The following is a 21416-nucleotide window of genomic DNA, read 5'->3' on the forward strand; positions in this document are numbered from 1 at the left end:
TCCCATTCCGAACACAGAAGTTAAGCTCTTTAGCGCTGATGGTACTTGGTGGGCAACTGCCTGGGAGAGTAGGACGTAGCCACGTAATCTTTTTTATATTTTTTAAAAACTTGGTTAAACTAAGGATATCTTAAACCAAGGAGAGATGTATATGAGAAAATTTGCATTAATACTAGCTATAATAGGAGCCCTTAACTGGGGTGGTATAGGAATATTTGGAATAGATTTATTAGGAAGTATATTTGGTGGTACATACCAACTTATAAGTAGAGTTATATATTCAATTGTTGGTTTAGCTGGTATCTATCTAATTCCAAGCTTAATGTCAGATGATAGAAAATAGAATATTAAACTATAAAAGCCGTTGATAATTATTTTCTAATCAGCGGCTTTTATAACATATATCATATAGATAAAATATTATTAAAAATTTAGATTAAATTATTTTTACTATGGTTATATATTTATAATGGGGAGGAGTATATGAAAAAATTTATTGTAGACGAGTTAAAAGGAATTTTAGAAAGTGATTTAATATCGTTTCATATGCCTGGACATAAATCAGGTAAGATTTATAATCAACTAGGTTATGAGGATATATTAAAAGAAATTTACAAAATGGATATCACAGAAATACCTGGAACAGATAATCTACATTCTCCTGATGGAATAATAAAGAAATCCCAAGAGAGAGCTGCAAAGGTATTTAAATCTAAAAACACATATTATTTAGTAAATGGAAGCACTTGTGGTATACAATCGGCTATAATGTCAGTATGTAATCCAGGAGACAAGATTATAGTTAATAGAGACTGCCATCAGTCAGTAATAAACTCTTGTATATTAGGAAATATAGAACCGGTATATGTGAAACCTATTATATGCAAAAAAACAAGTATACTATGTGGGTTAGACCCTTTAAAAGTAAAAAATGCTATAGATAAAAATTTAGATGCTAAAGCTATAGTTATAACATACCCTACATATTATGGAATGACCTATGATCTAAAAGATATATGTGAGTATGCCCATAATAATGGAATAGTTGTAATTGTTGATGAGGCACATGGAGCACATTTAGGTTTAAGTGATAGGTTACCTGATACAGCTATTGAGTGTGGAGCGGATATAATCGTACAGAGTACACACAAAACACTTCCATCTTTTACCCAATCATCTATGATTCATATGCAGGGAGATTTAGTAGATAAAAATAAGCTTACTAATATGCTAAGTATGATAGAATCATCAAGTCCATCTTATATACTATTGTCTTCTTTAGAGATAGCTGTAGATATATATGATAAATATGGTAAAAGTCTTATGGAAAATCTCCTAAAAAACATAGATACATTCAAAGAAAATATTAATCATAATAAATGTATAGAGGTATATGATTTAGATGATTCAACAAAAATATTTATATCTTTAAAGAATTTAGGGATAACAGGATATTATATGGAAAAACTTCTTAGAGAAAATTATAATATACAAGTTGAGCTATCCAACTACTATGGGGTTTTACTAATATGCACAATAGCCAATCAAACTGATGATTTCATTAGTTTAGAAATGGCGTTAAATGATATAGAAAAAAATATTAAAAATAAAGATGCTATAGAATTTATAGAATATCCCACTGCCATTCCAATAAAAAAATTAACTCCAAGAGAAGCATTTTATATAGAAAAGATAAACATAAGAATACAGGATAGCGTAGATAAAATATGCGGCGAGTACATAATCCCATATCCACCAGGGATAAGTTTATTATCACCAGGGGAAGTAATTACAAAAGAAGTGATTGATTATATATTGTTATGTAATAAAAAAGGAATGAATATAAGTGGAATAAAAGATAGAAATTTAGAGTTTATACAGGTCCTATTATAATTATAGACCAAGATTATATTATATAAGAAATTTTACATTCTATGAGAATGGATTTTATGATACTATTAAAATACTGTATGTGTAAAATAAAGCATATATTATTTTGAATTTATTTATATGAAAGTAATATCATTGGAGGATATAAAATGAAAGGCAAGTTAATAATTATAGAGAGTGGCTCAGATGCAAGTGGAAAAGCAACTCAGACAAAAAGATTATACGATAGACTATTAGAAGAGGGATATAATATAAGACAAGTAGAGTATCCTAATTATAAATCACAATCATCTGCACTAGTAAAAATGTATCTGAGAGGGGATTTCGGCAAAAACCCATCAGATGTAGATCCATATATAGCATCTACATTTTTTACACTAGATAGATATGCGTCCTTTAAAACCGAGTGGGAGGATTTCTATAATGAAGGTGGAATAGTTATCGCTGATAGGTATACAACATCTAATATGGTGCATCAGGCATGTAAAATGGATATAAAAGACAGGGATGAGTACTTAGATTGGTTAGTAAATCAAGAATTCGAATTATATAAAATACCTAAGCCAGACTGTGTGATATTTTTAGATGTGCCGATTGAATTTAGTAAAAAGCTTATGGAGAACAGAAAAAATAAGATTACCGGTGACGAAAAGAAAGATATACATGAAAGCGACATGAAGTACTTACAAAAATCATATGACAATTCGCTTTACATAGTGGACAAGTATAATTGGAAGAAAATAAATTGTGTCAAAAATAATAACCTGAGAAGCATAGAAGATATTCATGAGGAAGTATATGAATTGGTTAAAAATATAATAGAACCTATGGAGAGGTAGATATGTATTTTGAAAATATTATAGGACAAGAATTTGCGAAGAAATATATGACAAATTCCATAAAAAACAATAAGATTAGCCACGCATATATATTTGAGGGAATGGACGGAATAGGGAAAAAGAAATTTGCAGAAGAATTCTCTAAAATACTGTTCAAAGGGACAAGTATAGACGTTAATCCAGACTGCATAAGTATAAATCCAGATGGAAACAGCATAAAGATAGCTCAGATAAGAAAACTACAATCAGATATAATAATAAAACCACATAAAGATTATAAGATATATATAATTAATCAAAGTGAAAAAATGACTATGGAGGCCCAAAATACACTTTTAAAGACTTTAGAGGAGCCACCTAGATACGCTATAATAATTCTTATAACAAACAATAAGGAACGATTATTAGATACAGTAAAATCTAGATGTGAAACAATAAAATTCACACCTATATCCCAATCTGACCTAAAGTTATACCTAATGAATACTAAAGGAATCGATGAACAAAGGGCAACATTACTGGCAACATTTTCAAGGGGAAGTATGGAAAAGGCCTTGGAGTTGTCTGATTCAGCTGAGTTTTCAATTATTAGGGAAGACATACAGAAATATATTGAGATAATAATGGATAAGAATATGTCGGAAGTTTTAAATATAGCAAGTGATTTAGAAAAGTATAAAACGAGTATTATAAGTCTATTGGATATGATGCTAAATTATTTTAGAGATATGATGTTTCTAAAAGAAGGTTTTGGTAAAAATATGATAATAAACATAGATAAAATAATATTTATACAAAATATGAGCAATAAAATTACCTATTCGCAATTGTCTAAAATTATTGATATAATAGAAGAAACGAAAAAAAGGATAAAAAGTAACTGTAATTTTAATACAAATATGCAGGTTATGGCTTTGAATATATATGAGGTGATTAAATGATAAATATAGTAGGCGTTAGATTTAAAAGTGCAGGGAAAATATATTATTTTGACCCGACAGACCTTAATATAGAGAAGGGTATGGACGTAGTAGTAGAGACTGCAAGAGGACTAGAGTATGGATCTGTAGTAGTAGGAATCAAAGAAATAGAGGAAAGCAAGTTAGTATCACCACTAAAACCAATAATTAGAATAGCTACAAAAGAGGATACTGAGGTATATTTGGAAAATAAGGAAAAAGCTAAGGAAACCTTTGAAATATGCCAGCAGAAAATAAAAGAACATGATTTGACTATGTTTTTAATTGATTGTGAATACACATTTGATAGAAATAAATTAATATTCTATTTTACAGCAGAAGGAAGAATAGACTTTAGAGAACTGGTAAAAGACTTGGCAGCTATATTTAAAACTAGAATAGAGTTAAGACAAATTGGAGTTAGAGATGAGGCAAAATCTATAGGTGGTTTAGGACCATGTGGAAGAAGACTTTGCTGTTCATCGTGGCTTGGAGACTTCCAGCCAGTATCTATAAAAATGGCAAAAGACCAAAGTTTATCACTTAATCCAACAAAAATATCGGGAATATGCGGAAGGTTGTTTTGTTGTTTGAAATATGAGCACGATGTATATAGCGAGGCAATAGAACAACTTCCAGTAGTAGGGGCATTGGTAAAAGTCGATGAGGTAAAAGGTAAAGTAATAGAAATAAACCCTCTATTAGGCCAAATTAAAGTAGAATTTAATGATAAAACTATAAAGATATGCGAAAAAGAGGATATAAAGGTGCTTCAAGAGCCTAAGAAGTGCGGAGGATGTTGTGGTTCAGGTTGCAAGGATCATGAATTAGACCCAGATACATTAAAAGAGCTAAAGAAACTAGAGGACTAAAAAAATAGGACTAAAAAATAGGACTAAAAAATAAGAAGACTAAAGAATACTAAAAAGGTAGGGTTTCTCCTACCTTTTTTCGGGATAATAACTAAGCCTATATTGAAAGGAGACACTTATGGAAATACCATTAAAAGAGACAGAGAGAATAGATGATTTACAGCTAAAGGGCTTAAAATTAATACAGGACAAGAACGGGTTTTGTTTTGGAGTAGATGCAGTTCTTTTAGCGAACTTTGCTAAAGTAAAAAAGGGAGCCAATGTTGCCGATTTGGGAACAGGAACAGGGATAATACCAATATTAATTGCAGGCAAGAGTGAAGCAAAAAATATAGTAGGAGTAGAAATACAGGAAGATGTATATGAAATGGCTACCCGTTCGGTAAAATTAAACAGCTTAGAAGATAGAGTAAAAATAATAAACACAGATATAAAAACAGTAGACAAAGAACTAGAAATAAACAATTATCATGTTGTGACTTCTAATCCTCCGTATATGCATGCAGATGGTATAAAAAATCCGAACGACAAAAAGGCTATATCAAGACATGAAGTAAAATGTAACCTAGAAGATGTTATAAAAGCAGCATCTAGACTAGTTATGCCTAGAGGAAAATTCTTTATGATACATAGACCGACAAGATTAGTGGATATAATAACTTTGGGAAGAAAGTATAGGTTAGAGCCAAAAGTTATTCAATTTGTACATCCAAAGCCTAAAAAGGCACCAAATTTAGTATTAGTAGAGTTTGTAAAGGATGGAAAACCAGAGTTAAAAATTTTGGATCCACTTTATGTATACGGAGAAGATGGAGAGTATACAAAAGAACTAAAAGATATTTATTCAAACGAGGATATAGGAGAGATTTAGATGAGTGGAAAATTATATATATGTCCAACACCTATAGGTAATTTAGAGGATATAACATACAGAACATTGAGAATATTAAATGAAGTAGATTTAATAGCTGCTGAGGATACTAGACATAGTATAAAACTTTTAAATCATTTTGAAATATCAAAACCGCTGACAAGTTATCATGAACATAATAAGGATTCAAAGGGCGGTTATCTAATAGATAAACTTATTAGCGGAGAAAATATAGCTTTGATAAGTGATGCAGGAATGCCGGGAATATCAGACCCAGGGGAAGATATAATAAGACAAGCTATAGATAATGATATAGAGATAGAGGTTTTGCCAGGAGCAACTGCATTTGTAACGGCACTAGTCGGATCAGGATTAGACACACATAAATTTGTATTTGAAGGTTTTTTAGATAGAGATAAAAAGACAAGAAGAAGACAGCTAGAGGATGTAAAAGAAGAGTCAAAAACAATGATATTTTATGAATCTCCTCATAGATTAAAAGATACATTAAAGGATATGAGAAAAATTTTAGGCAATAGGAAAATATCAGTAAATAGAGAGCTTACAAAGAAATATCAAGAGATAATAAGACAGGATATTGATACAGTAATAAATATATTTGATGATAGAGAAGTAAAAGGCGAGTTTGTGCTAATAGTAGAAGGATTTAAGGGAGAAAAAACATCAAATTGCACATATGAAAATCTTAATGAAAGAGAATACGTAATAACATTAATTGAAGAAGGCATGAGCAAAAAAGATGCAATAAAGGCAGTATGTAAAGAGAGAAAATTAAAGAAAGATTTAGTTTACAAACAAGTACTAGATTTATAAAGGATAAAAATTTTGGTGGTGATTTTATGAAAGTTACAAAAATCCTATTAGAAAGTTTAGCGTCTGAAAAGACATATAAAGTATTAGAAGATTTAGACAAAAATGGAGAATTAGAAAAAATAATTCCTAAAATAGTGGATATGAAGTCGGCCGGTGAGTGTAAATATCACGTGTTAAACTGTTTTGATCATTCTTTAAAAGCATTAGAGGAATTAGAGAATATTATAGGTCTAGATAATGGATTTTCAGGTCATTTAGATACACATATTAGAAAATATTTAAGTACTCCAGTATCGGGACAGATAACGAAATTTCATATTCTAAAACTAGGAGTATTTTTACACGATATAGGAAAGTACGATAGCAAGACAATAGATGAAACGGGTAGGGTACATTTTACTAATCATGAGAATGTAGGAGCTGAAATAGTTAAAGGATTATGTACAAATCTTGAATTAGATAAAGAGGTATCAGAACTTTTATATAAATATGTAAAACACCATATGACACTTTTGAGTTTCTATAAAAAAAATAGCATAGAAAAAAAGGAGTTATTTGGTATATTTGATATATTAAAAGATGATGTTATAGGTGTTATAATACTAGGTTATGCGGATATAGTCGCAACTAGAAAATTATTAAATCCAAAAGAAGATATGGGTGTTGTAGCTACGTATATGGAGTATATACTGACAAATTATTTGTATCGTTACCTTAAAAATTAAATATAAATTTAAGAAATAAAATTAAGTAAAATTAGAAGAAATCGCATAAAAAAAAGCTGGCTCTAAATCTAGAGTCAGCTTTTTAAAATTTTAAGGAAATCATAATACTTTTAACTATAGTATAGACTTAGATTGTATAGGTGTTGATAGTATTACAGAAGTCTTTGTAGATCCTATTTCCTTTATAGTATCGATAACATTTTCTAATTCATACATATCTTTAACGATTACCTTTAAAAGAGAGCAATCATCTCCTGTAATATGATGACATTCCACAATTCTTGGATCTTTACGAGCTGCCTCAATAAAGCTATCATAACTGTTACTTGGGAGAGATATATGTATAAAAGCCTTTATGACTCTTCCTAATGCATCAGGGTTTACAATTGCCTTGTAACCCTCTATAATTTTGGCTTCTTCCAATCTTTTAACTCTTTCAGAAACAGCAGGAGAAGTTAGTCCAACTATTTTCCCTAAATCTTTCATAGAAATTCTTCCGTCGTTTTGTAATATTTCTATTATTCTGTAATCTGTAACATCCATATTTCAATCCCCCTTAACTAAAATAAAAATTATTATAAAATCAAGTAAATTATAAAAACTTCTTAGAGTCTATCAAATTTTTCTTTAAATCCCAAAGGTTCTGAGATAAGTCTACTTTGTAAACCTGAGGATTTAAAATTCTTTTGTACTGTGTCCAAATAGTGTTTAATTCAGACTTCACGTAATCTTTTATTTCTAGGACACTTCTCCTATTATACTGACATTCCCCGTTTAAATATAAAGGTTCAAGAAGTTCTCTTATTTTATATTTTCTAAAAGTTTTAGTTTTCCAAGTATAAGTTTGATGGAAAACAGTTAGAGGATTAGTGTCGTCTATTTTTTCGTCGTGAAGCATAATTAGATCTGCTTCTGCTTTATTGTTTTCATTATATATTCTAACAACTTTTTTGTAACCTGGGTTATTTATTTTTTCTGGATCTTCAGAAACCTTTATTTTTGGTTCTAAAATATCTCCTTTATAGGATGCAGCTAACTTATAAACACCTCCAAGAGACGGTGAATCGGCCGATGTAATTAGTTTAGTACCTACCCCCCAAGAGTTTATAGTTGCACCTTCTGATTTTAGGTTTGATATAGTGTACTCATCAAGGTCATTAGATGCTGTAATTCGAAGATCTGTATATCCTGCTTTATCTAATATTTTTTTTGCTTCCTTAGACAGATACTCTAAGTCTCCAGAGTCAATTCTTATACCTAAAGGTTTGTACCCTTTTTTGGATATTTCATCAAATACTTTTATAGCATTAGGTATACCGCTTTCTAATACATTGTAAGTATCTACAAGTAATAAGCATTTATCAGGATATATATCAGAATAAGCCTGGAATGCCTCTAGTTCTGTATCAAATTTTTGGACCCAGCTGTGTGCGTGTGTACCTATTACAGGTATGTCAAACATTTTCCCGGCTAATACATTGGCAGTTGCAGAACATCCACCAATTACAGCAGCTCTTGCACCATATGTACCAGCATCTGGCCCTTGAGCACGTCTCAATCCAAATTCAAATACTGGATCACCTTGAGCAGCAAAACATACTCTAGATGCTTTTGAAGCTATAAGTGATTGGAAGTTTACTATTGTAAGTAAAGCTGTTTCTATGAGTTGCGCCTGATATAAAGGTGCTTTAACAGTAACTATCGGTTCGTTAGGGAACATAACTGTTCCTTCAGGAACTGCATAAATGTCGCCTGTAAACTTAAAGTCTTTTAAAAATTCTAAGAATTTATCTGAAAACAAGTTTAAGCTTTTTAGATACTCTAAATCTTCATCTGAGAAGTGAAGATTATTTATATAGTCGACAAATTGATCTATCCCGCAAACTATAGTATATCCACCATTGCATGCATTTTTTCTAAAGAACATATCAAACACCACTATATCTTCATGGATGTTTTTTTCAAAGTAGCCATTTAGCATAGTAAGTTGATATAGGTCAGTAAGAAGTGTCAAATTTCTCATTGTTAATCTCCTTGAATATTTATTTTATAACGTATAGGAAATCATATTCATTTTAAATTTATTGATAAATAAGTTTCCTTTTTAATATAAATTATTATTAACTAAAAATCTAAAATTATAAGAACTCCCACTATTATAATAAAGCACAATATAGTACAACTTTCAAGTATAAAGTATATACCAATTAACATAAAATTATTTTAGGGAGGGGGAGATTTACATAGGGAAAATATGGTTTTATATGATATCGATAGGAATAATAGGAAGTTTACTTTCCAATAACCTGGGTGAGCTAAATAAGGTTATATTAAATGAAACTTCAAAGGGAGTCGAGTTTGCAATAAGTTTAGCTGGAGTGATGGCTTTATGGATGGGTATAATGAATATAGCAAAGGACTCAGGATTGATTGAGAAAATAGGGGAGAAGTTAAATCCAATCATGAAAAAATTATTTCCATCCATACCAAAGGGGCATAAAGCAATGGCTTATATTGTTATGAATATGGCTCTAAATATGTTAGGAGCAGGAAACGGAGCAACTGCATTTGGATTAAAGGCAATGAATGAACTTCAGACATTAAATCGTAAAAAGGATACAGCAACAAATGATATGGTTATGTTCTTGGTAATAAATATATCATCTGTGCAATTGGTGCCATTTACAATGTTAAAGGTAAGGATGGATATGGGATCAACTAATCCAAGTGAGATAATTATAACTACATTATTTGCTACGGCAGTATCCACGGTAATAGCAATATTATCATGTAAATTACTTCAGGGGAGGTATAAATAATGCTGGACATATTTTCAAATGCACTCGTACCTATAATAATACTGTATATAATAATTTATGGAAGGCGTAAAAACATAGATATATATGACAGCTTTGTAAGAGGTGCAGTGGAAGGATTAAAGGCAGCATGGGCTATACTACCCTATATAATAGGTATATTTTTAGCTATAGGTGTATTTAAAACTGGAAATGGTATCAAAATTTTAGAGTGGATGTTTACACCAATAGCGAGACTTATGAGTATACCTAGGGAATTAATAGGACTGATAATAGTAAAGCCTCTATCAGGTAGTGGAGCGCTTGGAATGTATACTGAACTTGCACAGAGAGTAGGAATAGATAATATTATTGAGAAGATGGGGGCTACTATAGTAGGTGCATCAGAAACAGTTTTTTATACAATGGCTATATATTATGGAAGTTTAAAAATAAAAAATACAAGACATACCCTAAGTTGTGCCATGTTAAGCCATATTGCGGGGGTTATAGCATCAGTTTTTATATGTTATTTATTATTCACATAATGGCATAAAAAGTTAAAAATAAAAATATAAGTTGACATTAATACATAAATTTTATAGAATGAAGCTAATAATATTACGATAAATAATATAATTAAAGTATAAATTATAACGTTTTAGATAATATTAAAGATATATTAATTATATAAAGACACATAGTATATAATATATACATATATTAATTAAAAATATATAGAAAGCTAAGAAGAGAAGAGTAGATAATGATTTTTTCTACAGAGAGCTAGGTTAGGTGAAAGCTAGTGTAAAATGAGTTGTTGAAGATGGCCTTGGAGCTTTTTATCTGAGTACCTAAAATTATAGGTATAAGGATAAAACGTTTAGACACGTTATAGTCTACTGAGATATCTATAATTAAATTATAGATAAATTAGGGTGGTACCGCGTATATAATCTCGCCCCTATGTATATTCATAGGAGGCGAGTTTTTTAATATAACGATATAATATTCCAATTTATACATGGAAAAATACAAGGAGGTAACAATTATGAGCAAGCCAAGTTTTTATGTAACAACACCGATATACTATCCAAGTGGAAACCTTCATATAGGACACACATATACAACAGTTGCAGCAGATGCTATAGCAAGGTTTAAACGTTTTTGTGGATATGATGTAAAGTTCTTGACAGGTACTGATGAACATGGAGAGAAAATACAAAAGAAAGCTATAGAACAAGGCATAACAGAAATAGAGTACTTAGACGGAATGATATCAGGAATAAAAGACTTATGGAAAACTATGGATATATCATATGATGATTTTATAAGAACTACAGAAGAAAGACACAAGGTTATAATACAAAAAATATTTACTAAGTTATATGAACAAGGTGATATATACAAGGGTTCATACGAAGGAAGATATTGTACTCCGTGTGAAAGTTTCTGGACTGAATCTCAGTTATTAGAAGGGGAAAAATGCCCGGACTGTGGAAGAGAGACATATCTAGCGAAAGAAGAAGCTTATTTCTTTAAATTATCTAAATATGAAGATAGACTAAAGGAATTATTCAAGGATGATAGTTTCTGTTTCCCAGCAGCTAGAAAAAATGAAATGGTTGCAAACTTCTTAGAAAAAGGGTTAGATGATTTATGCGTAACTAGAACTACTTTTGACTGGGGTATAAAAGTTCCTTTCGATGAAAAACACGTAATATATGTTTGGGTAGATGCACTATGTAACTATATAACAGCTTTAGGATATATGACTGAAAATGAAGAAGAGTTAAAAAAATATTGGCCAGCTAATGTACAAATAGTGGGTAAAGAAATAGTGAGATTCCATACTATAATATGGCCAGCACTTCTTATGGCATTAGGCTTAGAAGTTCCAAAGCAAGTATACGGACACGGATGGATATTATTTGCCAACGATAAAATGAGTAAGTCAAAAGGAAATATAGTTTATCCAGAGCCTATGATAGAAAGATATGGAATAGATGCACTTAAATATTTCTTATTAAGAGAGTTTGCTTTTGGACAAGACGGAAGTTATACTCATAGAAACTTTGTTACAAGAATAAACTCAGACTTAGCAAATGATCTAGGGAACTTAGTAAGTAGAACTGTTGCAATGGTAGAAAAATATAACGGTGGAATAATACCAATACCTAAGGTTGAAACTAAATTTGATGCGGACTTAAAAGCACAGGCAAAACAATCAAGAGAAAACTTTGAAATAGAAATGGATAAAATGCAGTTCCATGAAGCATTAGAAAATGCTTGGAGATTAATCAGAAGAACTAACAAATATATAGATGAAACTATGCCTTGGGCTTTAGCTAAAGATGAAGCTAAAAAAGATGAATTGGATGCTGTTTTATACAACTTATGTGAATCTATAAGAATAGTAGCAACACTGATAAACCCTATAATGCATACAACAGCCAATAAAATATATGAACAAATAGGTATAGCAGGACAAGAAAATTTAACTAATTGGGAAAGTACAAGTAAATTTGGTCTTATAGGAGAAAATACTAAAGTATTCAAAGGAGAATCTTTATTCCCAAGATTAGACATTGACAAGGAGGTAGCAGAATTGGAAGAATTATTCTCAGGAGGACCAGAAGTTAAAGAAGAACCTTTAACTCACAAAGAAGAAATAACTATAGACGATGTAGATAAAGTAGAACTAAGAGTAGGTAAGATATTAAGTTGTGAAAAACATCCAAAAGCTGATAGATTATTAGTATCACAAATAAAAGTTGGACCAGAAACAAGACAAATAGTATCTGGAATAGCTAAGTGGTATAAGCCAGAAGATTTAGTAGGAAAAGAAGTTATAGTAGTTTGCAACTTAAAACCTGTAAAATTAAGAGGAGTAGAATCCCAAGGTATGGTATTAGCAGCAGGAGATGATGGAGACGATTTAGTATTACCACTTGCAACTGGTGCTAAAGATGGATGCGAAGTTCGTTAAGGAGATAAAAAATGTTATTTGACTCACACGCTCATTTAAATGATGAAAGATTTGAAGAAGATAGAGAAGAATTAATAAATTCTCTAAGAGAAAAACAGGTAGATTTTGTTGTAAACCCTGGAGCTGACATAGAATCATCTATAACTAGCATAGAGCTTGCTAAAAAGTATGACTTTATATATGCAGCAGTTGGAGTTCATCCTCATGATGTTGGTGAACTAGATGAAACATCTATAGATACTCTAAGAAAGCTTGCAGTGGAAAATGAAAAAGTTGTTGCGATAGGGGAAATTGGATTAGATTACTACTATGACACTTACCCTAAAGAAGTTCAAAAAGAGTGGTTTAAAAAGCAGATTGAATTAGCTAATGAATTAAAACTACCAATTATAATACATGACAGAGATGCACATGGAGACACTTTTGATATAATAAAAAACACAAAAAGCTCAGAAATAGGCTGTGTTCTTCACTGTTATAGTGGAAACGTAGAATTAGCTAAAGAATATATCAAGATGGGATGTTATATTTCTATACCGGGAACAGTAACTTTCAAAAACAATAAAAAAACTAGAGAAGTAGTTAGAGAAATTCCTCTAGAACATTTATTGATAGAAACTGACTCCCCATATATGGCACCAGAGCCACATAGAGGGAAAAGAAACGATCCATCACTAGTACAGTTTGTAGCTGATAGAATAGCCCAAGAAAAAGGAATATCTTACGAAGAAGTCTGCAGGGTGACAAACGAAAACGCTAAAAGATTTTTTGGAATAAAATAAGATGCTAAATTATATAAATTGATTTTAGATAATTATATAATGAAACTTAAAAAAGCCTACTAGAAAGATGATTTCTAGTAGGCTTTTTAATTGTGTATAAATTATTTTTATAAAATTGACAAGAAAGAAATAACATGATAAAATTTAGCAAACCGAGAGTCGGTTTGCTAAGACTGTTATAAAATAAAAAAAGGAGTTATTTATGGGAAGAAGTAAAGATGCAGAAAAAACAAAAAATCTTATTTTACAGACAGCATCTACAATAATGATGGATGTTGGGTATGAGAATATGACTATAAAAAATATACTGGATGAAACAGGATTGTCTAAGGGAGCATTATATCATCACTTTAAGTCCAAGGATGAAATTATTGATGCTCTTTGGGATTTTGAGCTAGACGAAAATGATAAAGATTTAGATTTTATTAATTCATCTAAAAATGGGAAGGAAAAACTTTATAATATATTTTTATATTTATTTTCAGATGAGGAAAAAATTCATAGAGATACAGTTACAAAAGGACTATTAAAAAATCCTAGACATTTTATTAAATATTTTAAATCAACATTTGAGACAGGAGCTATAAAGATTGAAAATATTATAATTGAAGGTAATGAGGATGGTTCTTTAAATGTAATAGAGACAAAGCAGGCAGCTGAAATAGTAGCTATGATGTTGAATTTTTGGATTAACCCATTGTTATCAGCTACATCAAATGAAGATTATTTAAAAAGAATAAATGTATTTATAAAGGTTATGAAGTCGTTAGGACTCGATATATTTGATGATAAAATTACTTCACTAGCTAATAAATTTGCTAGCAAATATTATGAGAATATCGATAGTGCTAATATTAAATAATCTAAACGATACCAAGAAGATGTTACAAAATATATCTATGTTACAATAATAATTATTTTGGTAGTATATAGTAAAAAAGGAGAGTATTTAAGGGGGATAAACATGGGGACTTCGGTTAAATTAGATGAGAAATATAACGATTTACAATATATATCTGTGAACAATAAAAATATCTGTGTACAAAAAATAGGATCGGGAGAAGAAGTCATTGTATTATTACATGGAGGTGGAGTTTCAGCACCAATCATGGAGTATAGAGGTTTAACAAAGCTATTATCTGAAAAATATACTTGTTTTTCTATAGAGTTTTTAGGCTATGGATTTAGTGAAGGTACACAAGTACCTAGAACAATTGAAAATATAGTAGAGGAATTACATTGTATTATAGGACAGATAGGATGCAAGCAATTTACACTTATAGCACACTCTATAGCAGGTGTATATGCACTTTATTATTTGAATAAATATAAAAATGATGTTGCTAGTTTTGTTGGAATAGATTCTTCTGTGCCAAAACAAAATGATTTTGTTAATGTAGAGAAAGCGACAGTTGTATCATGGCATGTTACAAATTTTTTGAGCAAAGTTGGTATAATGAAGCTTATTTCTAAACTTGGCGATACATTTATTCCTAAAATTAATGGGATTACATGGACAAAAGAAGAAAGAATACTTTTAAAAGAAATGTTTTTAGAAAGTTGTACGAATAAAACTGTACTTAATGAATTTAAAAACATAACTAAAAACTTTGAAAAAGCTAGAAATCTTTCATATCCACCTAATATCCCTGTTCTATTTATATTAGCAACAGGGACTTTAAAACAGATAAAACCTTGGAAAGAGATCCATCAGTATATTATAGGAGATAAAGTAAATAGCAAAATAGTATTTTTAGAAGGAACCCATTTTTTACATTATAAATGTTCTGAGCAAATAGTAGAGGAACTTGAAGTGTGGAAAAGCGAAATTCTTTCCTCGTGCATACGCAGATAAGAATGACTAGTATCATCCCAGCGAGGGGTGGTAAAGATATAAGTCATACCGACAGTGCAACTTGATTGCTTAAATAAGGAATAACCTATCAAATAAAAATGTTTTTTGCGAACTGACGCAGATAATGTTTAGCCGAGTTATCCAGCGAGGGATGGCGTATAGATAAACTTTAGCGACATTGCAGCTTGACTGTCTGGAGCAAAGTTTATCTATAGCCAGCCCGAGCGACCAACTCAAAAAAATTATCAAGAAAGAGTGATTTTATCAGGAAACGCTTGTTTTATACTAATATTCCACATTTTATCAATATAAGCAGTAGTATAAGCCTGCTCCACATAATGATAATAATATGCTCCCTTATCAGTTAGATAATAAACACCATCATCAAACTTAAGTAGACCGAGCATTTGACCAACACATAATTCAAACCCATACATACTTTTAAGAGATTTGCCAAAATAATTCTCGAATTTTCTAGAATTGATTTTCATAGAGTAAGAATTCCAAAATAGATAATAACAAGCCCTTTGTCTTAATGTAAAATCTAAAGTAAGAGAAGTCGGGAGCTCTCCGTTATTCACTCTATTTATATATTTATCAATAGAAAAAGTATTAATTTTAAATTCATTTTTCAGTAAAGTAGTAGCAGATACTCCAAAACCTAGGAAATTATCTCTTGTAACAGAAGAATATTTATCAGTATTATGATTAGCAAAAGTCCACACAGAAGTTCTATCTCTATCAGTATCTTTACAGTATTTAGAGACAGATTTTAACATTTCCTTCTTTGTATTTTCAGATAATGGCTTATAAAGGTTATTAGCAAAAGTAAAATCAATAAAAGGGTAAGTAGATATTTGAGTAGCCCCATTACTGAAAGCTTTCTCAATATCCTCTAATAAAATATTCTCATTCTGCCCAGGAATAGCAAAAATCAAGTCCATATCTACCACATCAAAATTAACAGCTTTAATAGATTTAAAAATCTTACTATAATCAGTAGATTTTCTTCCAATAGAAGACAGACAAGTCTCATCAAATGACTGTATTCCAATACTTATCATATTAACACTTGCATTTTTAAGCTTCAGTAAAACCTCATCATTTATATCTGTCGGGTGAAGCTCTACGCCTATACCTTGTTTTATGATAAAATATTTTTCAAGAGCTTTTATAATATCAGATAAATCATCGACCATAAGAGCAGGAGACCCACCACCAAAATAAAGGCTAGTTATTTCCTTTTTATAATCAATATCTTCTTTATTAGTTAATTTAGAGCCAACTAAATCTATTTCCTTTATTAAAGCATCTTTGTACTTTGCGGCAGTAGATTCATTGTATATTTCCTTACAGTATGGGCAAAAAGAGCATATACTTTTACAAAAAGGAATATGCACGTACAGCCCTAGCTCATTTATTGCTTCAAAATCTAAATCATTTGTATATTTATTTGTAAATTCAAAAGGCTTAAAAGACCTTGTAAGCCATGTAGTAAGAATGTTAGTTAAAATCATAGTTCCCCCTAAATATATTTCAAGTAAGTTGATAGCATATCAAAAATAATTTTCAAATTTCCTTTAAAAACGAGTGAGTATTCAGCAGCAAAAAAGTAGCCGCATTTTGAACATAGATCTTCAATTTCAACACACCTACCGCAGATTGATTGTTTACCATTTTCCATCACAATACATTGATGACAAGGTGTAGGAAATTTAATGTGAACGATATAAGGAAAAGCACTCCTTAAATTAAAAATAGGATAATCTTTGTCAATAAGAGAGCTAATAGTATCGCAGCACTTCTGCTTTTCATCTACAGTAAGAGAAAGGTGCTCTGTACCTGGGTATGGAGTGTGAAAATTAAATGAAACTGCTCTTATATTTGGTTCATTTTTAGCTACTGAACACACATCAATAATATCTGTTTTATTAAGTTTATTTATTGCCATGTAAAGGCATATATTAGATGATTGGGAGCTTCTTATATTTTCTAATATCTTGTCATATGTATCTCCGCGAATTAGATTGTGGTTTTCTTTGGCACCATCCAAACTAAGTAGAATAAGGTCTGCCTCAGGCAAATCAATTTGTAACGTTCCATTTGTAACGATATTTACAATTAGAAAACCGATTTTTTTTGCTTCATTTACAAGGTCACGTAGATTTTTCCCTTCACTTTCCCACAGAAAAGTTTCTCCGCCACAAAAAAATAGAATACGGATACCTTGATTGTATAGCTCTATCATCTCGCTTTTGATTTCACAGTAAGGGTGTATAATAGAATTAATATTATTTACGGCACAATGTTTGCAAGAGAGGTTACACTTATCTGTAAGAATTATTGTACCTAGAATTGGTTTTTTCCTTTTGAAAATAATAGTAATCATTCCGAATAAAGACAACTTTATCAAAGAGCTAGTTTTCATATAGGTTATTCACATCCTCTTTATGTAATACTTATCTTTTATTTATAACTTTATTTAATTGTAAATTTTAGTGCTATGATTCTAGTCATAATGGTTAAATTATATCACAACAAAAAGGTTTATTATATAAAGACAATCGATTAATATATGGGTTGATTAAATTCATTAAAAACTTTAAAATATAAAGATGTAAGTAAAACAGAATTTTTTTAATAATAGAGAATGACAACAATTTAAATAGATAAAAGGTGAAATTATAATGATAAAAGAGATAATCGTAGTAGAAGGAAGAGACGACGTAACAGCAGTAAAAAGAGCACTAGATGCAGAAATGATAACTACGGGAGGATTTGGATTTCCTAAAGGTGTTATGGAACGTATAAAAGAGGCTCAAAAAAGAAGGGGTGTAATAATCTTTACAGACCCAGATTTTGCTGGTGAGAAGATAAGAAAAAAGATAGCAGCAGAAGTTCCAGGTTGCAAACACGCATTTCTGCCTAGAGAGGAAGCAAAAAAAGATGGAGACATAGGTATAGAAAATGCTACTCCCAAAAGTATACTTGCGGCTCTTAACAAAGTTAGAACGGAAAGTGTTGAGAAAAGAGAAGAATTTGGACAGGTTGATTTAATAAGAAATGGACTTATAGGAAATGAGGACGCATCGATTAGACGTGATGAGTTAGGAAAAATACTAGGAATAGGATATGGAAATGCTAAACAATTTTTAAATAGACTAAACAACTACGGTGTTAGTAGAGAAGAGTTTATAAAGGCAGTAGAAAGTATAGACTAAATAAATTAAAATGATAAAACTAGTATAGAGAGAGATAGATACGCAAAAAACTAGAGTATAAGTATGTAAGGTGTTAATCATATAAGATTTAGCACAATAAAATTTAAATAGATGAAGGAGATACATATATGGATAGACTTTCTTCCCATAAAGCAACAAAAGAAGTAGTGCAAAAACATAACTTCAAGTTTTCAAAGTCTTTGGGACAAAATTTTCTAATAGATGATAATGTAATAGATAAAATATTATCTGGAGCTAGGGTTTCAGAGGAAGACAACATAATAGAAGTAGGACCAGGGATAGGGACGCTTACTCGTGAAATGGGTAAGACGGCAAAAAAGGTAGTTGCAATAGAAATAGACAAAAGTCTAATACCGATATTGAAGGAAACTTTAGAGGAATTCGATAATGTAGAAGTAATAAATAAAGATATTTTAAAAGTTGATATACAAGAGCTAGTAAAAGAAAAATTAAATGGAGGACCAGTAAAATTAATAGCAAATCTTCCATACTACATAACTACACCCATAGTTATGAAATTTTTAGAAGAAGACATTCCAGTTACAGATATAGTAGTTATGGTTCAAAAAGAAGTAGCTGATAGGATGAATGCCTTACCTGGTTCAAAAGATTATGGGGCACTATCTATAGCTGTACAATACTATTGTGAAACTGAAATAGTTGCAAAAGCTCCAAGACATATGTTTGTACCACAGCCAAACGTAGATTCAACAGTTATAGGCCTTCATGTAAGAGAAGAGAAAAAATATAAAGTAGATAATGAAGAAATATTCTTTAAAACAGTAAAAGCATCATTTGGTCAAAGAAGAAAGACTCTACTTAATTCTTTAGGTGGATTAGGATTTTTAAACAAAGATGAAATAAGAGAAGTACTACAAGAAGCCAACATTGATGAAAAAAGAAGAGGAGAAACTCTTAGCATAGAAGAGTTTGCAAACCTAGCTAATAAAGTAACAGAATACCAAAATAGAAAATAAATGAAAAATCAAAACGGCATGTGTTGGCATAAACCAAACCCATGCCGTTTTAATTTTATCGAAATGACGCAGACAAATTGAGCAGCATAATCCAGCGAGGGTAGGTGAAAATATAAGTCGTACTGACATTGCAGCTTGTCTGCTTGGAAACCAGCTCTACAACCCACCTCGATAAAAAAACACCAAATGACGCAGATAAGAATATTAGATATGGTTTATGAACAGATGATGTGAAGATATTAGGCTGCACCGACATTGCAGCTTGACTGCCTGGAAGCTAGCTATACAATCCCCCTCGATAAAAAAACACCAAATGACGCAGATAAGAATATTAGATATGGTTTATGAACAGATGATGTGAAGATATTAGGCTGCACCGACATTGCAGCTTGACTGCCTGGAGGAAAGCCTAATTCGAACATCATCTGTTCAGCTATTATATCTATATTTATCAAGGAATATTTTATTTCACCGACACATATAATGTTTAGAGAACTTGTGTTAAGGGGGGATTAGAGTGGGCTCTAAAAGAAAATTCAAGAGAGATTATATAATACTTGAATCTAAAGATGCAAACTTTAGATATAAAGAACGCGTATTACCTAAAGCCTTTGCAAAAGTCGAAGTAAATGATGAAAAATCTGTAGTAGCATTGTATGTAGAAAATCTTAAATACATGAAAGATGGATATAAAGTAGTAGCAATAAGAAGTGATTATGAAACAATAGATTTAGGGAAAATAGTATTAAGTGAGCAGGGAAAAGGAGAGTTTATATTAGATTTAGGAGAAGATAACTCTGATATAAAGGGAATAGCTCTTTTATACGAAAGAACGGTACCACTGATAGGATTTAAGGGAAGCAAGATTGACAACTATGAAGAAATATTACTTATGGCAGAAGAAGATGATTTAGAAGAAGGTTTAGACGAATTTGAAGAGTACGAAGAGTACGAAGAGTATGAAGAAATAGAGTATATAGAAACTGATGAGGTAGATGAAATAGATAATATGGATGACATAGACAGTGAAGATGATGTAGATAATGACATAGACAATCTAGACGGGTTTTATGAAGAAATGGATTATATAGAAGACACAGACAACGAATCAATAGATTATTATGATAACACAGACGGTACTGAAGAAGTAGATGATTATAATGATACAACTGATTATAAAGAAATAGATAACTATGAGAAAATAGAAGAATATAATATTAAAAATCCAAAGCAACCTCAAAATGATAATATTCAGCCACGAAGAACTAATAACAAACCAAAAACTAATAACAAGCCAAATACAGCTCAAAAACAGACAGGATCATTACTTATGCCGAGACAGATAAAAAAAGGACTTAAAAACTTCAAAGAGGTAAAGCCTTTTGTATGTGACTATATAGAGGATACAAGATGGTGGAAGATAGAGGTTAATCCTACCACATTATGCGGATGCGTAATGCCTTATCTAGGATATGTAAACACGCTAAACTATACTATGTATAGTGATGCCGTAATGAACTCTTACAAGTATAGACACTACTTATTTGGGGTACAGTACGATGAATATAACAAGAGAAAGAATTATATATATGCAGTTCCTGGAAGCCGTGATGACCAGCCTGATAGGGGTAGCACAGGATTTAATACTTTCCAATCTTGTGATAATAGAAGTAATAGTTTAGGCTATTGGTTGTGTTTTATAGATTCTAGATATAGAAGAATAGTGAAGTGATAGAAATTTAATGGCTTTTGCTATTGATAATGTTATTATAATAAATTAGAATAT

Annotated in this window: 21 protein-coding genes, 1 rRNA gene and 1 other annotated feature; of the genes, 18 read left to right on the top strand and 4 right to left on the bottom strand. The window is 30.8% G+C overall.

All coding sequences use genetic code 11. The features are described 5' to 3' along the window. From rrf to BUB34_RS08720, 9 genes are all read left to right on the top strand, one after another. Positions 1-85 (top strand): 5S ribosomal RNA (gene rrf / locus BUB34_RS08680); the annotation flags it as partial. A 66-nt stretch (positions 86-151) separates the two neighbouring features. Continuing rightward, positions 152-343, top strand: coding sequence for a DUF378 domain-containing protein (locus BUB34_RS08685; RefSeq protein ID WP_073126502.1), 192 nt, complete (start codon positions 152-154; stop codon positions 341-343). Between the two features lie 140 nt (positions 344-483). Then, positions 484-1893 (top strand): aminotransferase class I/II-fold pyridoxal phosphate-dependent enzyme, encoded by a 1410-nt coding sequence (locus BUB34_RS08690; RefSeq protein ID WP_073126504.1) that lies wholly within the window; start codon positions 484-486, stop codon positions 1891-1893. A gap of 146 nt (positions 1894-2039) precedes the next feature. Next, positions 2040-2729, top strand: a complete 690-nt coding sequence (locus tag BUB34_RS08695) for a dTMP kinase (RefSeq protein WP_073126506.1) — start codon at positions 2040-2042, stop codon at positions 2727-2729. Between the two features lie 2 nt (positions 2730-2731). Continuing rightward, a complete protein-coding gene (locus BUB34_RS08700) occupies positions 2732-3670 on the top strand; it encodes a DNA polymerase III subunit (protein ID WP_073126507.1) in 939 nt (312 codons plus the stop codon). Further along, positions 3667-4560, top strand: coding sequence for a PSP1 domain-containing protein (locus BUB34_RS08705; RefSeq protein ID WP_073126509.1), 894 nt, complete (start codon positions 3667-3669; stop codon positions 4558-4560). Before BUB34_RS08700 ends, BUB34_RS08705 begins: the two co-directional genes overlap by 4 nt. 118 nt (positions 4561-4678) lie before the next feature. Next, complete coding sequence (locus BUB34_RS08710) at positions 4679-5431, top strand: tRNA1(Val) (adenine(37)-N6)-methyltransferase (RefSeq protein WP_073126510.1); 753 nt, start codon at positions 4679-4681, stop codon at positions 5429-5431. After that, entirely contained in the window at positions 5432-6265 is an 834-nt protein-coding gene (gene rsmI / locus BUB34_RS08715) for a 16S rRNA (cytidine(1402)-2'-O)-methyltransferase (protein ID WP_073126512.1), read from the top strand. Positions 6266-6291: 26 nt separating this feature from the next. Then, positions 6292-6990: an HD domain-containing protein gene (locus BUB34_RS08720; RefSeq protein ID WP_073126514.1), complete on the top strand. Its 699-nt coding sequence runs from the start codon at positions 6292-6294 to the stop codon at positions 6988-6990. A gap of 114 nt (positions 6991-7104) precedes the next feature. Here BUB34_RS08720 and BUB34_RS08725 read toward each other — a convergent pair whose 3' ends face one another. Beyond that, entirely contained in the window at positions 7105-7533 is a 429-nt protein-coding gene (locus BUB34_RS08725; RefSeq protein WP_073126516.1) for an Lrp/AsnC family transcriptional regulator, read from the bottom strand. A gap of 49 nt (positions 7534-7582) precedes the next feature. Next, complete coding sequence (locus BUB34_RS08730; RefSeq protein ID WP_073126518.1) at positions 7583-9013, bottom strand: nicotinate phosphoribosyltransferase; 1431 nt, start codon at positions 9011-9013, stop codon at positions 7583-7585. A 241-nt stretch (positions 9014-9254) separates the two neighbouring features. On the opposite strand from BUB34_RS08730, the gene BUB34_RS08735 reads away from it, so the two are divergent. From BUB34_RS08735 to BUB34_RS08760, 6 genes are all read left to right on the top strand, one after another. Further along, positions 9255-9809, top strand: coding sequence for a nucleoside recognition domain-containing protein (locus BUB34_RS08735; protein ID WP_073126520.1), 555 nt, complete (start codon positions 9255-9257; stop codon positions 9807-9809). After that, positions 9809-10333, top strand: a complete 525-nt coding sequence (locus tag BUB34_RS08740; protein ID WP_242948863.1) for a spore maturation protein — start codon at positions 9809-9811, stop codon at positions 10331-10333. Before BUB34_RS08735 ends, BUB34_RS08740 begins: the two co-directional genes overlap by 1 nt. 190 nt (positions 10334-10523) lie before the next feature. Further along, positions 10524-10754: a binding site (T-box leader), on the top strand. A gap of 82 nt (positions 10755-10836) precedes the next feature. Further along, positions 10837-12774: a methionine--tRNA ligase gene (metG, locus tag BUB34_RS08745; protein ID WP_073126521.1), complete on the top strand. Its 1938-nt coding sequence runs from the start codon at positions 10837-10839 to the stop codon at positions 12772-12774. Between the two features lie 11 nt (positions 12775-12785). Further along, entirely contained in the window at positions 12786-13556 is a 771-nt protein-coding gene (locus BUB34_RS08750) for a TatD family hydrolase (RefSeq protein WP_073126523.1), read from the top strand. 202 nt (positions 13557-13758) lie between these two features. Further along, positions 13759-14418 carry a TetR/AcrR family transcriptional regulator gene (locus tag BUB34_RS08755; RefSeq protein ID WP_073126525.1) on the top strand — a complete coding sequence of 220 codons (660 nt, stop codon included), beginning with the start codon at positions 13759-13761 and terminating at the stop codon, positions 14416-14418. A 102-nt stretch (positions 14419-14520) separates the two neighbouring features. Then, positions 14521-15411 (top strand): alpha/beta fold hydrolase, encoded by an 891-nt coding sequence (locus BUB34_RS08760; RefSeq protein ID WP_073126527.1) that lies wholly within the window; start codon positions 14521-14523, stop codon positions 15409-15411. A gap of 245 nt (positions 15412-15656) precedes the next feature. Here BUB34_RS08760 and BUB34_RS08765 read toward each other — a convergent pair whose 3' ends face one another. Beyond that, on the bottom strand, positions 15657-16928 hold the full coding sequence (locus BUB34_RS08765) for a radical SAM protein (protein ID WP_073126528.1): 1272 nt from the start codon (positions 16926-16928) through the stop codon (positions 15657-15659). A gap of 8 nt (positions 16929-16936) precedes the next feature. Continuing rightward, the gene (locus tag BUB34_RS08770) at positions 16937-17839 is read right to left on the bottom strand and encodes a radical SAM protein (RefSeq protein ID WP_073126530.1); all 903 of its coding nucleotides are present in this window, start codon (positions 17837-17839) and stop codon (positions 16937-16939) included. A 259-nt stretch (positions 17840-18098) separates the two neighbouring features. On the opposite strand from BUB34_RS08770, the gene rnmV reads away from it, so the two are divergent. The 3 genes from rnmV to BUB34_RS08785 all read left to right on the top strand — a co-directional run bounded on the left by rnmV (position 18099) and on the right by BUB34_RS08785 (position 21362). Next, positions 18099-18632 carry a ribonuclease M5 gene (gene rnmV / locus BUB34_RS08775; RefSeq protein ID WP_073126532.1) on the top strand — a complete coding sequence of 178 codons (534 nt, stop codon included), beginning with the start codon at positions 18099-18101 and terminating at the stop codon, positions 18630-18632. A gap of 128 nt (positions 18633-18760) precedes the next feature. Then, complete coding sequence (gene rsmA / locus BUB34_RS08780; protein ID WP_073126534.1) at positions 18761-19630, top strand: 16S rRNA (adenine(1518)-N(6)/adenine(1519)-N(6))-dimethyltransferase RsmA; 870 nt, start codon at positions 18761-18763, stop codon at positions 19628-19630. 517 nt (positions 19631-20147) lie between these two features. After that, entirely contained in the window at positions 20148-21362 is a 1215-nt protein-coding gene (locus tag BUB34_RS08785; RefSeq protein ID WP_073126536.1) for a hypothetical protein, read from the top strand. Positions 21363-21416 lie beyond the last annotated feature (54 nt).

The sequence above is a fragment of the Asaccharospora irregularis DSM 2635 genome, assembly GCF_900129815.1.
Classification (GTDB): domain Bacteria; phylum Bacillota; class Clostridia; order Peptostreptococcales; family Peptostreptococcaceae; genus Asaccharospora; species Asaccharospora irregularis.